Origin of the sequence: Paracoccus halophilus, from assembly GCF_000763905.1 — a bacterium.
GTDB classification, from domain to species: Bacteria; Pseudomonadota; Alphaproteobacteria; order Rhodobacterales; family Rhodobacteraceae; genus Paracoccus; species Paracoccus halophilus.
Genome location: NZ_JRKN01000028.1, coordinates 1 through 12,783, shown reverse-complemented (window position 1 = coordinate 12,783; position 12,783 = coordinate 1). Strand labels below are relative to the sequence as shown.

Annotated in this window: 20 protein-coding genes and 1 pseudogene; 2 read left to right on the top strand and 19 right to left on the bottom strand. The window is 64.4% G+C overall.

Going from position 1 to position 12,783, the window contains the following annotated elements; translation table 11 throughout:
• Positions 1 to 62: 62 nt before the first annotated feature.
• The 8 genes and pseudogenes from IT41_RS15290 to IT41_RS15260 all read right to left on the bottom strand — a co-directional run.
• Positions 63 to 344 (bottom strand): helix-turn-helix transcriptional regulator, encoded by a 282-nt coding sequence (locus IT41_RS15290; protein ID WP_036742967.1) that lies wholly within the window; start codon positions 342 to 344, stop codon positions 63 to 65.
• Between the two features lie 141 nt (positions 345 to 485).
• Entirely contained in the window at positions 486 to 992 is a 507-nt protein-coding gene (locus tag IT41_RS15285) for a DUF2285 domain-containing protein (protein WP_231564766.1), read from the bottom strand.
• Positions 970 to 1,257 (bottom strand): transcriptional regulator domain-containing protein, encoded by a 288-nt coding sequence (locus IT41_RS20145; protein ID WP_074948164.1) that lies wholly within the window; start codon positions 1,255 to 1,257, stop codon positions 970 to 972. The genes IT41_RS15285 and IT41_RS20145 overlap by 23 nt, the downstream gene beginning before the upstream one ends.
• A gap of 107 nt (positions 1,258 to 1,364) precedes the next feature.
• Positions 1,365 to 1,646 (bottom strand): DNA -binding domain-containing protein, encoded by a 282-nt coding sequence (locus IT41_RS15280; RefSeq protein WP_036742966.1) that lies wholly within the window; start codon positions 1,644 to 1,646, stop codon positions 1,365 to 1,367.
• Between the two features lie 99 nt (positions 1,647 to 1,745).
• A complete protein-coding gene (locus tag IT41_RS20140; protein WP_036742964.1) occupies positions 1,746 to 1,994 on the bottom strand; it encodes a helix-turn-helix domain-containing protein in 249 nt (82 codons plus the stop codon).
• 246 nt (positions 1,995 to 2,240) lie between these two features.
• Complete coding sequence (locus IT41_RS15270) at positions 2,241 to 2,642, bottom strand: single-stranded DNA-binding protein (RefSeq protein WP_036742963.1); 402 nt, start codon at positions 2,640 to 2,642, stop codon at positions 2,241 to 2,243.
• A gap of 718 nt (positions 2,643 to 3,360) precedes the next feature.
• A complete protein-coding gene (locus tag IT41_RS15265; protein WP_036742961.1) occupies positions 3,361 to 3,777 on the bottom strand; it encodes a hypothetical protein in 417 nt (138 codons plus the stop codon).
• Between the two features lie 163 nt (positions 3,778 to 3,940).
• Positions 3,941 to 4,621, bottom strand: a pseudogene (locus IT41_RS15260) (DUF2493 domain-containing protein); the annotation flags it as partial.
• Between the two features lie 113 nt (positions 4,622 to 4,734).
• Between IT41_RS15260 and IT41_RS15255 the strand changes: the two are divergent.
• Positions 4,735 to 5,172 carry a class I SAM-dependent methyltransferase gene (locus IT41_RS15255; RefSeq protein ID WP_231564765.1) on the top strand — a complete coding sequence of 146 codons (438 nt, stop codon included), beginning with the start codon at positions 4,735 to 4,737 and terminating at the stop codon, positions 5,170 to 5,172.
• Here the strand turns inward: IT41_RS15255 and IT41_RS15250 are convergent.
• The 10 genes from IT41_RS15250 to IT41_RS15210 form a co-directional block, all read right to left on the bottom strand.
• Complete coding sequence (locus tag IT41_RS15250) at positions 5,148 to 5,579, bottom strand: hypothetical protein (protein ID WP_052081665.1); 432 nt, start codon at positions 5,577 to 5,579, stop codon at positions 5,148 to 5,150. The two genes, IT41_RS15255 and IT41_RS15250, sit on opposite strands and share 25 nt — an antisense overlap.
• Positions 5,576 to 6,316 (bottom strand): hypothetical protein, encoded by a 741-nt coding sequence (locus IT41_RS15245; protein ID WP_036742960.1) that lies wholly within the window; start codon positions 6,314 to 6,316, stop codon positions 5,576 to 5,578. The genes IT41_RS15250 and IT41_RS15245 overlap by 4 nt, the downstream gene beginning before the upstream one ends.
• Positions 6,316 to 6,687 (bottom strand): DUF2958 domain-containing protein, encoded by a 372-nt coding sequence (locus tag IT41_RS15240; protein WP_036742958.1) that lies wholly within the window; start codon positions 6,685 to 6,687, stop codon positions 6,316 to 6,318. Before IT41_RS15240 ends, IT41_RS15245 begins: the two co-directional genes overlap by 1 nt.
• The gene (locus tag IT41_RS15235) at positions 6,684 to 6,902 is read right to left on the bottom strand and encodes a zincin-like metallopeptidase domain-containing protein (RefSeq protein WP_425320062.1); all 219 of its coding nucleotides are present in this window, start codon (positions 6,900 to 6,902) and stop codon (positions 6,684 to 6,686) included. Before IT41_RS15235 ends, IT41_RS15240 begins: the two co-directional genes overlap by 4 nt.
• Before the next feature lie 244 nt (positions 6,903 to 7,146).
• On the bottom strand, positions 7,147 to 7,338 hold the full coding sequence (locus IT41_RS22065; protein WP_414811558.1) for a hypothetical protein: 192 nt from the start codon (positions 7,336 to 7,338) through the stop codon (positions 7,147 to 7,149).
• Entirely contained in the window at positions 7,254 to 8,555 is a 1,302-nt protein-coding gene (locus tag IT41_RS15230) for a dihydrolipoyl dehydrogenase family protein (RefSeq protein ID WP_217642794.1), read from the bottom strand. The genes IT41_RS22065 and IT41_RS15230 overlap by 85 nt, the downstream gene beginning before the upstream one ends.
• Positions 8,540 to 10,843, bottom strand: a complete 2,304-nt coding sequence (gene merBA, locus IT41_RS15225; protein WP_036742956.1) for a bifunctional organomercurial lyase/mercury(II) reductase MerBA — start codon at positions 10,841 to 10,843, stop codon at positions 8,540 to 8,542. Before merBA ends, IT41_RS15230 begins: the two co-directional genes overlap by 16 nt.
• Positions 10,840 to 11,088 (bottom strand): hypothetical protein, encoded by a 249-nt coding sequence (locus tag IT41_RS15220; protein WP_036742955.1) that lies wholly within the window; start codon positions 11,086 to 11,088, stop codon positions 10,840 to 10,842. Before IT41_RS15220 ends, merBA begins: the two co-directional genes overlap by 4 nt.
• 1 nt (position 11,089) lies before the next feature.
• Positions 11,090 to 11,386, bottom strand: coding sequence for a heavy-metal-associated domain-containing protein (locus tag IT41_RS15215; RefSeq protein ID WP_012112816.1), 297 nt, complete (start codon positions 11,384 to 11,386; stop codon positions 11,090 to 11,092).
• Between the two features lie 21 nt (positions 11,387 to 11,407).
• Positions 11,408 to 11,803, bottom strand: a complete 396-nt coding sequence (locus IT41_RS15210; protein WP_231564764.1) for a mercuric transporter MerT family protein — start codon at positions 11,801 to 11,803, stop codon at positions 11,408 to 11,410.
• Positions 11,804 to 11,919: 116 nt separating this feature from the next.
• Between IT41_RS15210 and IT41_RS15205 the strand changes: the two genes are divergently transcribed.
• Positions 11,920 to 12,348 carry a MerR family transcriptional regulator gene (locus tag IT41_RS15205; protein WP_012112818.1) on the top strand — a complete coding sequence of 143 codons (429 nt, stop codon included), beginning with the start codon at positions 11,920 to 11,922 and terminating at the stop codon, positions 12,346 to 12,348.
• A gap of 16 nt (positions 12,349 to 12,364) precedes the next feature.
• On the opposite strand, the gene IT41_RS15200 is transcribed toward IT41_RS15205, so the two are convergent.
• On the bottom strand, positions 12,365 to 12,688 hold the full coding sequence (locus IT41_RS15200) for a zincin-like metallopeptidase domain-containing protein (protein WP_197056009.1): 324 nt from the start codon (positions 12,686 to 12,688) through the stop codon (positions 12,365 to 12,367).
• Positions 12,689 to 12,783: the final 95 nt, after the last annotated feature.

Below are 12,783 nucleotides of genomic sequence, written 5' to 3'. Positions count from 1 at the left end.
TCGAGCTGCCCGCGCTCCGAAAGGGGTCGACGCCGCACCGCCATGAAGGAAGCCGGCCGCGGTCAGCGTGCGTAGCGGCCGGCGTGGACCGGCTGTACTGGCGCGTGGCGTTTCGCCGGCAGCACGGAACCGCGCGGATCGGACGTCGACGTCACCGCGCCGCGAGCGGCCCAGGTTTCGAGATCGTCGATGGCGTAGACGACGCGGCCGCCGAGCTTGCGGTAGGCCGGCCCGGTTCCGTAGGTCCGGTGCTTTTCGAGAGTGCGGGCCGAAAGGCTGAGAAACTCGGCCGCTTCCTTGGTGCGCAGGAAGCGCGGCGGGAGAACGACGGGTTCGTGTGGCATGGATCGGGCCTCCGTGGTGTTGGGGACGGCCGCTTCGTTTCAGCGGCGGACAACGACCACGGTGGCGGAGGAGAGCCGGCGAGTTGCAGGGCAAAGTTGGGGGGTATCGAATTCGCCCACCATGATGAGGGCGAGACCGCGCTAGGATTGGCGGCGATGACGAAGGAGTTTTCGATAGCCGCCCGCTATCATGGCGCGGGCATCGCGCAGGAGCGTCTTGATGGCGTGGCGTATGGAAGACGCCTGCCAAGCGTCACGGTCGAGATGGTCGATGCGAAAAATGATCTCGGCGATTTCCTGCTGCGTGGCGCCGGCGCGATAGCCGTCGAAGGCGCGCAGCATCCGGCGCTGGCGGGCGCGCTGCTGACGCGTCAGGCGCGTGTCCGGGGGAATGGCGCGGCCATGCAAGGCTGAGAGGAAGCGATAGACGGCTTCGATCCGGTCGAAGCCGTCTATGCCGAGAGGAATGACCGCAACGGCATTTTCTTTTCCGTCGATGGCGTGGTCAATGATCTGGAGGGACTGACCGTTCGCGAGGGCGAAGCGAAATGCAGCGTCATCATCGCCCATCGGCGGGTCTCGCCGCCACAGCTCGGGAGCATCGCTTGTGATACCGGAGCCGAGGTCAACCGGCGCCTCGGTGAGCACGACAACGCTTGTGTCCTCCTGTGGAAGCCAGAAAACCGGCGCTTCCGGCGGAGGTGTCAGTGGGTCGACGGGGAAATCGCAACCCCCACCGCTGTTGAATTCCCTCGGTCAGTGGTTCACGCATTCCGCGAGCGGAGGCCGAAGCCTCGAAATCCGCGTCATAGGCGTCGTTGCGGCGGAGCCATTCCCAGGCCAGATCGGACGCGGTCAGGCCGTCCAGATGATCATATTCCGAGGAACGCCAGATCGATGCGTCGGGTGTCATCGCTGATCCTCCCAAGTATTTGTCTAAGTCTTTGGGAGAATCACGATTCCCGTTTGGGTTGATCTGCGGAAGTCAGTTGCGCCTCAACAGGTGATGCGTCCGACGCATCACGATGGCGACCCGCGCTGGCTCTCACGAACCAGCTCGCGATAGCCGCGCTCCATCATCCACCGGGCGCGCGCCAGATGCGCATCGTGGATAGAGCGGCAGCGTCTTGGGTCTTGATCGGGATCGAGGCCAAACAGGATATGCACCGCCTCGCGCCAGTCTGCGCCGTCGCGGTTGGCGTCGACCAGCCGCATGTAGAGCTTCATATGTTTGCGGTCATAAGACGTGATCGTTTCGCTGAACGGTGGTTCGTCCAGAAATGTTTGCGTCTCCTGTCCCATCGAGCCACCATATTCACGCGCGCTAAGTCCGTTAACCATCTCGCTCAGGAGATAGCCCCTTTTTTTGACAAGGGTTTGGTAGCTCGGTGCCCGGCGTGACTACCGGGACGAATCGCTCCTGTCATGCAGGAGCAAAACTCCTTCGCCCTTATCTGTCGAAAGGAGAACAATCCCGGCCGATTCGAGGGCCCGGCGCACCTGATCGCGCGTCGATTCGAACACTTCGAGACCGTTTTCGGATTCGAGGCGTTTCAGTGCGGTCAATGCTACTCGGGCCTTGTCAGCGAGCGTCTCCTGTGTCCAACCCAGCAACGCGCGCGCGGCCCGTGATTGTCGGGCGGTGATCATGCATGACCACCTCCCATTCGGACCTGTGCGCACTCCAGAACTACGACTAATTTAGTCGTTCTTGGCTCACTTCACCAGCATGAAATGTCTGACCGACAGTGCGATCAGCTTTCCTCTGACGACTGATTCGGTCGTCACGGCGTATGGTCGATCTATCAGACGACCGGTGTCTATGCGCTTCGGCCGCCATCTGGCGCGACCATGAAAAAACCGGCGGCTTACGCCGCCGGGTTTCACGGTTCCCGCTCAGAACGGGATGTCATCGTCGTCGATGAACTTGCCGTCGTTGCTTTCGGTCTGCTTCGCCCGGCTCAGGAAGTCGACCGTCTCGGCGATGATCTCGCATCCGTAGCGGTCGTTGCCCTGCTGGTCGGTCCACTTCGAGTAGTGAATGCGGCCGCGAACCAGAACCTTCATGCCTTTCTCGCAATATTCCTGGATGGTCTTGCCGAGGCCGTTGAAGGCGGTGATGCGGTGCCATTCCGTGTCCTGGACCCGGTAGCCCTTCTCGTCCCGGACGACCTTGCCGTCCGAATAGCGGGGGCGCGAGGTGGCCAACGTGAAGTGGGTGATCCGGGTGCCGCCCTGGAGCGTGCGGGTTTCGGGGGCCTGACCGATGTTGCCGGCGAGAATGACGATGTTCTGCATTGTAAGTCTCCGTTGCTTCTCGGAGGGACCATCCCTCCGACGAGACCCGGCCAAGGCCGCCGGGAGACTCCCGCAACTGCCGAACCTTTCGGCAGCTCGCCCCTAAGGCCCCAGGTGGGGCGGGCAGCCGCGCTTGCGCGGCAACACGGCTGGGAGCCGCGGGGGTTGCTGGTGGAAACCGAACGGACTTAGGGGCTCAGTCAGTCGGGGGGACTGGTGCCTTTGAAAGCACGAATACGGGGACGCGCAGCAGAACCATTGTCCTCGCCGGTAACAGCGACCAGGCAGGCTCGCGAACCTGCACGCTTCGGAGCGATACCCGACCTTCTCCACTTCCGGCCACCCCGCGTCTTCGCCGTTTTGACGGACACATGGGCGGAAGAAGAACGAGGAGGTTATCGGACTCTAAGGGCACGGAACAGCACCGCATCACCGTCTTCGACGACAGATTGCCCGATTTAGCCGAACTGCGAGAAAGGCATGAAGGTTCTGGTTCGCCCTCGCGTCCCCACTGCGAAATGGATGGACTCGCGGGCTCCGATTGCCCTCGGAACGCGGATCTCAAGCCCATGACCGACTTCCCAAGCTGCGTGAAGCGAAGCGAAAGCAACGACGACAAGGCAGCGCTGTCGCGACAGTCTCGACTGCGCTGGAACCGTGAAACCCGGCGGCGCAAGCCGCCGTGTTTTACGGTCGCGCCGGATCGCGGGCCGACTGATCAGCGTGAGAACAACGACACGCCGAGGGCGTTCAGATTGATGATGGCCGCAATGCCGATGAACAGACCGGCGCTGCCGGAAAGCAAATTGAGCATCAGGCCGGGATCGATGGCGTTCTTCGCTACGCCGTGGATGAGTGCATATCCGGCAATGACGGCGGGTACGGCAAAGACGGCGAGAGCGAGCAGCCGCAGAGCCGGATTCCTGGCGAATCCGAGCACTGCGATGACGAGGCCGATCGAAAGCAATGCCGCGCCGACGGCGGCTAGTCCGGACAGGAAAATGCCGGCTCCAGCGCCCCAGGTATATTGGGCGGCCGACAGACCAACCATGAAAGGCAAAGCGTAGATCGCAAGATTGTAGGCAAAGATGCAGAATGCGATTGTCAAGGACATTGCGAGCAGGATGAGTGACATGAAAGCCTCCACATGATCGGTTGAGGATCACGACAGGCTGCCTGTAGATACGCTCCGCCTGCGACTATGCTACTGTTCCGGTTCTGCAAGGATGTTTCATAAGAGCCAGCAACCTCTCCGATAGTCAAGTATTGGCGGCTGGAACAGCCGCCGGAGGCGGCGCTTACGCGCCGCCGTCGAACTTCATGACCGGGATGCCGAGCTTGCGGGCCTTGTCCGCAAGGTTCTCCTGAATGCCAGTGCCGGGGAAAACGAGGACACCGACCGGCAGCACGTCCAGCATCGCGTCGTTGCGCTTGAACGGCGCGGCCTTGCCGTGCTTCGTCCAGTCGGGCCGGAAGGCGACCTGAGCCACCTTGCGGCTATCTGCCCATCGGGAGGCGATCAGTTCAGCGCCCTTCGGCGTGCCGCCGTGCATCAGCACCATGTCGGGGTGCTTCGCATGGACCTGATCGAGCTTTGCCCAGATCAGGCGGTGATCGTTGAAGTCGGCGCCTCCGGTCAGGGCAACCTTGGGACCGGCGGGCATCATCACCTCGGTCTCGGCCCGGTGTTTCGCGGCGAGGAAATCCCGACTGTCGATCATCGCGGCGGTGAGGTTGCGACGGTTGACCATCGAGCCGGTACGAGGCCGCCAGGCGCTGCCGGTGTGGTGCTCGAAGGCTTCGGAGGCGACGTCGCGGAAGAGTTCCATGCTGTTGCGCCGCTCGATGAGGGTCTGACCTTCTGCCGTGAGGCCTTCAAGTTCGACCGACTTCACCTCGCTGCCGTCCTGTTCACGCTGAAGGCGGCGCTGCGCCTGCTCGTTGTCGTCGAGATCGCGTTCGACCCGGCCCGAGCCGCGCACGCGACATTGCCGCCGAGCACGCACCCCCAACCAGAATTGTGGAGAACAGAGCCAATCTGATCTAACATTCGCTTATGCCAACCACTGTTTCTCCAAGGATCGCAGAGTTCGTGGCTGCCCTTCCATTGAAGGACGGGCTGCGCATACTTGAAATCGGATGCGGGCCTGGAGTTGCGGCGCGAGAAATCTGTCGGCTCATCGGAGACGGTTTCGTGCTTGCAATAGATCGGTCGGAGAAGACGATACGTCTGGCGCAAGCAGGATCGGAGCAGGAAATCGCATCGGGCCGTCTGGAGTTCCGGCAGGCAGCGATTGAAGAGTTCCTGCTCTCTCCCCACGATGATCTCTTCGATATGGCATTCGCAATGCGGGTCGGGGCTCTGGACGGCCGCCATCCGGGTGCGGGCAAGCTTGCGCTCGAAAAGATCAGGGCTGCGCTGAAGCCTAGAGGCCGGTTGTTCATTGATGGCGGTGATCCGTTGCAGGAGATCATGCTGCATGACGGAGGGCCGGGCGCGGGTGATCAGGGCTCCTCCTCGCCCGGCTGACTGTTGCCGGGCGGGCCGAGATCGACCACGTCCTGAAGGAAGCGCAGCGGGATGTTCTCCTCCGACCCCTGCCAGGCGATGCGGCCGTTCCTCCAGATCGTGACGAAGTCGCCCTCGGTCGAGCGGACGGGGAACGGCTTCGCCTCGAAGTTCAGGCATCCGAATTCGGCCGAGGTAGCCGAGAACACTGTGCTTTTGCGACCGGGCAGAAGCACGCGATCACAGGTGCCGGACGGGCGCTTCACGCGGCGGCGAGAAAGGCCGAGGCGGAACCATTCATAAGCGCGCTGTTCGTTTTCCGGCGGCGCGTCCCAATGGATGCAGTGCTTGCACTGGCCGGATGGCCGGTCGACGGGCTCGTCGAGCGGTGGCCCGCCGTTGTGGCCAGGATGCGTTGGTCCGGTCATGGCTGGCCTCCCATGACGACACGTTGGACCACGACGGGCCGGGTCTCGGTCGCCTGCGCCAAGCGCTCGATCAGCACCAGCTCGGCATCCGAGCACGCGCCGCGCACCTCGATTTCGAGCCGCTGGGCGGCGTTCGCGTGATGGCGCGCGACGATGTGGACATTACCGCCTGTATCGACCGGGCGCAGCCGCGACCGGAGAAACAGGATGCCGGAGCCGAGATTGCCGCAGTAAAGCAACTCGTCCACGTCCGGCGCGCTCGGATCGATACCGGCCTTGCGACCGCCGATCTGGCGGAAGGCTTCGCCGAAAGTCGACCGATCGCGGGTGATCCGCGCAGTCCGCTCGGGATGGAACTGCCACGGCGGGCGCCATGGATCGAGCTTGCCAACCGCGATCTGGTGCAGGAAATCGGCGAAGCTCGCCGGGTCGGCCGGATAAGGGCAGGTCCGCCAGATCTCGCGGACACGGGCGCGCAGCCTGTCGGGCAGCGCAAAGAGCCGGACGCGGCCCTTCCGCCACCACACCGCCCTCTGGTGGCGGCGTTCGCGTTCGGCCTCGTCCCACCATAGGGCGCGGCGGGCCATTTCCTCGTCGACGCCGTGCTGGCCGGCGGCGATCTCTTCGGCGAAGAGCGGCAGCGCCTCGCGTTCGAGGCGCCGCTTGCGGAGGAACGCCGCACGCTTGCGCGACGTGTCACCATAGGGTTCGGGTCTATGCCAACGGCGAAAGCGCATCAGTCGCCCTCCCGCCGCGCACGCGCCGCGGCATAGATGATCCGTTCGGCGCGGCGAATGCTGCCGGCTTCCCGTGCAGCCGCGGCCCAGACCGAAATCGGAAAATCGCCGGAAAAGAGAATGTCGCGCTCGATGCCGAGTCCGAAAGGCAGGCGCACCGAGGCCATCTCCTCGAGCGAGAAGTAGCCAAGTTCCGGCTCGCCGAGATCGGCCAGTCCAAAGAGAATGTCGCCGTCGGCATCGAGTTCGGTCGCCAGCCAGACGCCGGCGCCGAGCGGGTTGAAGAATTTGACGACCGGTACATGATCGGTGTCACGCTGGCGGCCATTGGCAAGAAGCTGCGCGCGCAGTTCGTCGGTCAGGAGGATCATGCTGCCCTCCTGTCGATAGCGGTCTCGGGCGTGGCAGGCCGCTGCTGGTCTTCCGGCAGGAAGGACAGCAGCCAGTCGGCCGCTTTGCTCGCCTGCGAGGCCGCGCGCACGATGGCGCGGGAATCCTCGCGCATGACCTCCAGCCAACTGCCGATGTAATCAGCGTGGCGCACCGTCGGCACGATGCCGAGCGCGGCGCAGCTAAAGGCCGAAATCTGCTCGGCCCGTTATCTGAACAGTCAAGCTGTCTCAGCGGACTTTCATCAGCCGAAACCAGCCGATCTGGCGGCGTTGCGCGGTTTTAGAACGGGTGAGACACTCGGGAGTATCTGGAGGGCTGCTCTTCGCATTGCGGTTCGTGGTTTTTACGACTGCTCAGCGAACCGAATGCGACTGGTGAAGGGATTTCTTTCGTGCAGACTGCTCCGCGGCCGTACCGGTCGACCACCTCACTTACGCTCAAAGCATCTCGCCGATATCTGACGCGCCGCTGGGATATGCGAACATGGTGGTCTTCAACTGCTCTGCCGTCAGCCCTTGCCTGATCGCCAGTGCAAAGATGTTGATCACTTCGTCAGCGTGCGGACCGACAAGATGGGCGCCGAGGATGCGGTCAGTGTCCGCGTCGACCAACGTTTTGAAGCCATACACCGTCTCGGCCTGCTGGCGTGCGGTGAACCAGCCGCCACGCGCTCGGTCTTTACGCGAACGTTCAGGCCTTTCTCACGCGCCTTGGCTTCGCTCATGCCGACGGCTGCGATCGGCGGGATGGTGAAGGCGACACTCGGAACGCCTGTGTATTCAGGCCTGACCGTGTTGCCGTTGAGCAGGTTCGCCGAGACTACCTTCGCGTCATGGCTTGATACCGGAGTGAGCGGCGGTCCTAGGCCGGCGGCATCACCTGCTGCGTAGACCGCGGGGTTGGAGACGCTTTGCAAAAATCCGTTCAACGCCAGCCGCCCGTTATGGTGCTTTACGCTCCCGGCATCGAGATCGAGCGTCGCGAGCGCCGGCGCCCGACCCGCGGCATGGACGACCAGATCTGCGTCCATATCGAGTTCGCCGTCAGGACAGTCCGCCCGGACGCGATAGCCGTCTGATACCTTCTCAATGGCGGTCACCCCTGCCTGTGTGCGGACATTGATGCCGCGCTCGCTGAACTTGTCCATCAGCCAGCCGACGAGATCGGGGTCGAATTGCTTGAGCATTCGCTTCCCGTGCTGAAGAATTGTGACCTGTGCTCCGGCGCGCGCCGCGATGTGCGAAAACTCGGCCGCGATATAACCGCCGCCGACAAGGACGATGCGTTCAGGCAGGCTCTCCAGTTCCAGGAAGCCTTCATTGGTGATCAGGTGCTGCTCGCCCGGAATGCCGAGCGGCACGGCCTCGGCGCCGGCGGCGATCACGATATGGTCCGCCTCGATCCTCTCTCCTCCGAACTCGAGCGCATTCGGGCCGATAAAGCGAACGTGACCGTGGAAGGCGTGAATCCCTTTGTCGGCAAAGGCTTTCTCACGCTTCTGCGGTACCGGATCGGTGAAGCTGCGCTTGAAGGCCATCAGTCCCGTCCAATCGAGCGTCGCGTCCCCTTCGATTCCACGTCCGCTCATGCGCCAGGCGTGATCAGCCGCCTCGGCGCCGCCGACCATCATCTTCTTCGGATCGCAACCGCGCAAGGCGCAGGTGCCCCCGAAGGGCCGGAAGTCCGCGACGGCGACGCTCCAGCCAGCCGCACGAACCCTGTGTGCTGTTACGATCGCAGCCGTTCCCGTGCCGATGATCGCAAGGTCATATCTCTTCGCCACTAGATCTCCTCCAACATTGTCACGTTCGACATCCGAGCCTTCACGGCTCAGCCGGCGCAGCATGAGAGCTTCGCCACGTCCTTGTCGAAGGCAAGAGCCGCGAGCTTCAGGCCCTCAACGGTGGTGAGATACGGAAAGAGCGTATCCGCGAGGTCGTCGACGGTGAGGCCGTGCCGGATTGCCAGGGCCGCCGTCTGGATGCTGTCGGCTCCCTCCGGTGCGAGGATATGCGCCCCGAGCAGCCGGCCGCTGCCAGCGTCGGCGACGAGCTTGATGAGCCCGCGTGTGTCTCGGGCGGCAATCGCGCGCGGCACCTGGTCGAGACCGATCGTGGAGACACGGACGGCGTGGCCGGCGGTCCGCGCAGCCGCCTCTGTCAGCCCGACGCTCGCCACCTGCGGATCGGTGAAGACGATGGCCGGCATGGCACTGTTGTCGTAGCGCAGGCTGTCGCCGTTGAGGGCGTTCTTCGCCGCGAGCTTGGCACCGTAGGCGGCCATGTAGACGAACTGATCGTGACCGGTGACGTCGCCGGCAGCGTACACGCCCGATCTTGTCGTGCGCATGCGGTCATCGACGAAGATGCCGCCCTTCGGCGAGAGAGCGATCCCATGCTCGGCGAGCCCGAGACCTTCGATATTGGGCGCGCGGCCCGTCGCCACGAGCACCTGATCGGCGTCGATCGTGGCGTCCTTGCCGTCGCGATGGACAGTGAGTGCAACACCGTCCGCGGTCTTGCGGATCGTCCGGTACGTGATGCCGGAAATCACCGCGATGCTCTCGTCCATGAAATACCCCGTCAGCGCCGTGCCGATCTCGGGTTCGGCCTCCGGAAGGAGACGCGAGCGGCACACCAGCGTCACCTCGACGCCGGCGCGGGCGAACATCTGGGCGAGTTCGGCCCCGATATAGCCGCCGCCGATCACGAGCAGAGATCGGGGCAGCGCCTCGAGATCAAGCGCCGTCGTGCTCGTCAGGTATGGCACGGTCTCGATGCCGGGGATGACAGGGACGGCCGGTCGCGCGCCGGTCGCGATGATGATCTTGCCGGCTGAGACAAACGTGCCGTCCACCTGGACGCCGCCGTCCACGATGCGCGCCGGCCCTTCGCGATAGGCGATGCCGTTGTAAGCCGGGAGCAGGTCGGCGTACTTGGCCTGACGTAGCTCCGAAACCAGCGCGTCCTTCTGACGGACGGTTCCGCCCCAGTCGGTCAGTTCGGCCTCGGCCGTGATGCCGGCGAAACGTGCCGCGGCTCGGGCATTGTGGAGCGTCTCGGCGGCGCGGATCAGCGTCTTCGACGGCACGCAACCGATATTGACGCAGGTGCCGCCGATGGTGCCGCTGCCGATGAGGGCCACCTGGGCGCCCTGATCGGCTGCCGTGATCGCGGCCGAGAAGCCGGCCGAGCCGGCGCCGATGATGGCAAGGTCGTAGGAACCATTGTTGCGGCCATTCGTGCCAAGGCGCCGATGCGTCACGGGCCTGTCCGGCGATGCCGTATCGCCCGACGATTGAGGCTCACCTTGTGTCTCGGCCGCGTTGTTGCCGTGGCCGGCGATTGTGCCGATTCCGGCAAGGCTGGGCCCGAAGATCGCCCGACCTGCTTCGAGAGCTTCCTCGATCGACAGCCGGAATCCCGGCTCGTCTGCAGGACGCTGCCGGCGCCACGCGGCGAGGTGATCGTCGGAACAGAAGAAGGATGTTGCAGTGCACAGCGAGTTCGCAGCGCATCCGCCTTCGTAATGGACGCTGAGCCATACGACGGCCGTCGTCGGCTCAACGTCGGCCAGAGCCCGGCCCCGTTCCTGCGTGGTGATCCGGACCGGCGCGCCGCAGTGGCGGCAGCGCGAGACGATCGAGATGTCTTGGTCGGTCATAGCGCCGATGCCGAGCGCGTCGACCGCGCACATCGCAGTAAGAGTGCGTCCGTCCAGTGTGACCCGGTGGCCGGTGTCGCGGTCGGTGAAGGGATACGCGCCGACAATCATGTCGCCATCGAGTACGACGAGGTCGCGACGGCGGAGCTCTTCGAGCAGCGCACGGACGGCTTCCTCGCTCAGCCCCGCACGCTTGGCAAGCGCGCTTGGGGTCGGGGCTCGCCCGTGTTCGGCGTAGAGCTGTAGCAACGCAACGCGCACGCGATCCGTGGCCGCCTCGTAGCCGCTCCAGCGGTTGAGCACATGGTCGGAGCCGACCATGGCCAGCAGGGCCTCCTTCACCACGGGTGACGAAACCACCGACCAGTCCGGAAACGTCACACCCGGCCGCACGGCCAAGCTCGGCACCGTTGCGGATGTAGAAACCGTCGCCTTGTCGCGGGACGCGGAGGATGTGCAGCAATCGTTCATGGCTTCAGGCCTTCATTCAGAATCTTCGTGTTGGAACAGACGACCTTTGCACGGCGATGATGGATGCCGCAGGCGACAAGCCCGAGGCCCGCGGCGATCAGGGAAAGCACGACCAGACCCGAACCCGTCAACCACGCGCCGAGGCCGGCCAGCGGCGGGGGCACGGCAAGGAGTGGCGCCGCGCAGCAGATCGCAACGACAATGGCGCCTGCGGCGCCGGTGCGGATCAGGGCGCGGTCATGCATGTCAACTGCCTTGCTCCTGCGTCGGGCGGGCCGGATAGCCGGCATTCATGCTGGCGGCCGCGATGGCATCCGGGGTCGTCTGCGCGTCGTCGAAGGTCACGGTCGCGGTCTTGGCTTCGAACGAGACGGCCACCGTCGAGACCCCGGGGACCGCCGCCATCGAGGTCTTCACGATGTAGGGGCAGGAGGCGCAGGTCATGTTGTCGATGGCGAAGGTGACTGTGCGTTCGGTAGCGAACACGGCAGGCGCGGTCATCACCGACATGATCAAAGCAAGAGCACTCAAACTCTTCTTCATGGGACGGGTCTCCTCTTGGTGTCAGGCGGAAAGCAGCAGCGGGGCGACGTAGTCGAATGCGAAGGCGGCCGCGACGAGCACCGTCGCAAACCAGAGCGCGATCTGGACAATGCGGCTGGGGATCGGGCGCGCGCAGGCAGCATCCTCGGCGCAGGCCCGCCTCGGCTTCCAGTAGACGAGATAGAAGCCGTAGCCGAGAACGCCCGTCGTCCCGGCGACGAAGAGCGGCTTGTAGGGCGCGAGCGCCGTCAGATTGCCGATCCAGGCGTCACCAATGCCTAGGCTAAACAGGATGAGCGGGACGATGCAGCACGAGGAGGCGGCAAGCGCGCCGAGAATGCCGCCGACGGCGACCAGGCGCTGCCGTCCGACTTCGGCTCGGTCCGACGCGAGCACGTCGGTCGTGGCGGACGTCATGCCCGCCGTGCTGGGTCGCGATATATCCATGTCCGATCTCGCTTTCCTTGCCGAAATCCTCATTGCGCAGTACCATGCGGTCTGTAGCAACTACAGGGTCAAGGGGGATTTTTGCGATGCGCGATCACGCTGGCGTGAAGGGCCTGCAGCGGGCTGAGCTCGCCCGGCGGACGGGCAGCAATCTGGAGACTGTGCGCTACTACGAGAAGGTCGGGCTCCTGCCCGAGCCACCGCGCACGGCGGCCGGCTACCGCAGCTACGACACGACGCACGAGCGGCGCCTTCGCTTTGTGCTGCGGGCACGCGAGCTCGGCTTCTCACTCGACGAAATCCGCGAGCTGTTGCGCCTGGTCGACGAACGCGACCAGCCCTGCGCCGAGGCAAGCGCGGTCGCCGCCGCGCATCTCGACGATGTGCGGGCGAAGATCGCTGACCTGAAGCGCATGGAGCGGGTGCTCAAGGACGTCGTCGCGCAATGCGCCGACGGCACGCGGCCGGAATGTCCGCTGATTGAGGCGCTGTTCCGGGAGCGAACTGTCAACTGATCGGGTCGAGGAGCGCCTATGCGGCGCCCCTGACGTCGTTCCGGCAAGCGTTGCCCTGCTGGGCGTGCAGCCAGTCGGCGATCTGCTGCGCCTTGGCTGCGGCGGTGAAGATCGCGCGCTTGTCGGAGCGAAGCACCTCGAGCCAGGAGGCGATATAGCTGGCGTGGTCGGGCCGCGGCTCGACGCTGAGATGGAGGTCGGCGCAGATCATGGCGCTCAGGAGCTCGACCGTGCATTCCTCCATAGCATAGGCGGCCGAGCCGAACCGTCCGGAGAGATCACGGTCGAGGCGATGCCTGGCGCCGGAGGCGTGACAGTTATGCCGATATCGGCATAACACGCATTATGCCGGAAGTGGGATTATGCCGCATGGCCGAGTGCGGTGGCTGGTTTGCCGAGGTTCGGCCATGCAGCGGTTCGGCATATTCAGAGCGA

What these genes read in the sequence shown, in the direction of transcription:
- IT41_RS15250 (WP_052081665.1), bottom strand. Translation starts at nt 5,579, where the DNA reads ATGACCGGACCAACGCATCCTGGCCACAACGGCGGGCCACCGCTCGAC.
- IT41_RS15245 (WP_036742960.1), bottom strand. Translation starts at nt 6,316, where the DNA reads ATGCGCTTTCGCCGTTGGCATAGACCCGAACCCTATGGTGACACGTCG.
- IT41_RS15210 (WP_231564764.1), bottom strand. Translation starts at nt 11,803, where the DNA reads ATGACGTCCGCCACGACCGACGTGCTCGCGTCGGACCGAGCCGAAGTC.
- IT41_RS15205 (WP_012112818.1), top strand. Translation starts at nt 11,920, where the DNA reads ATGCGCGATCACGCTGGCGTGAAGGGCCTGCAGCGGGCTGAGCTCGCC.
- merBA (WP_036742956.1), bottom strand. Translation starts at nt 10,843, where the DNA reads ATGAACGATTGCTGCACATCCTCCGCGTCCCGCGACAAGGCGACGGTT.
- IT41_RS15240 (WP_036742958.1), bottom strand. Translation starts at nt 6,687, where the DNA reads ATGATCCTCCTGACCGACGAACTGCGCGCGCAGCTTCTTGCCAATGGC.
- IT41_RS15215 (WP_012112816.1), bottom strand. Translation starts at nt 11,386, where the DNA reads ATGAAGAAGAGTTTGAGTGCTCTTGCTTTGATCATGTCGGTGATGACC.
- IT41_RS20145 (WP_074948164.1), bottom strand. Translation starts at nt 1,257, where the DNA reads ATGACACCCGACGCATCGATCTGGCGTTCCTCGGAATATGATCATCTG.
- IT41_RS15280 (WP_036742966.1), bottom strand. Translation starts at nt 1,646, where the DNA reads ATGGGACAGGAGACGCAAACATTTCTGGACGAACCACCGTTCAGCGAA.
- IT41_RS15230 (WP_217642794.1), bottom strand. Translation starts at nt 8,555, where the DNA reads ATGCTGCGCCGGCTGAGCCGTGAAGGCTCGGATGTCGAACGTGACAAT.
- IT41_RS15220 (WP_036742955.1), bottom strand. Translation starts at nt 11,088, where the DNA reads ATGCATGACCGCGCCCTGATCCGCACCGGCGCCGCAGGCGCCATTGTC.
- IT41_RS20140 (WP_036742964.1), bottom strand. Translation starts at nt 1,994, where the DNA reads ATGATCACCGCCCGACAATCACGGGCCGCGCGCGCGTTGCTGGGTTGG.
- IT41_RS15270 (WP_036742963.1), bottom strand. Translation starts at nt 2,642, where the DNA reads ATGCAGAACATCGTCATTCTCGCCGGCAACATCGGTCAGGCCCCCGAA.
- IT41_RS15290 (WP_036742967.1), bottom strand. Translation starts at nt 344, where the DNA reads ATGCCACACGAACCCGTCGTTCTCCCGCCGCGCTTCCTGCGCACCAAG.
- IT41_RS15265 (WP_036742961.1), bottom strand. Translation starts at nt 3,777, where the DNA reads ATGTCACTCATCCTGCTCGCAATGTCCTTGACAATCGCATTCTGCATC.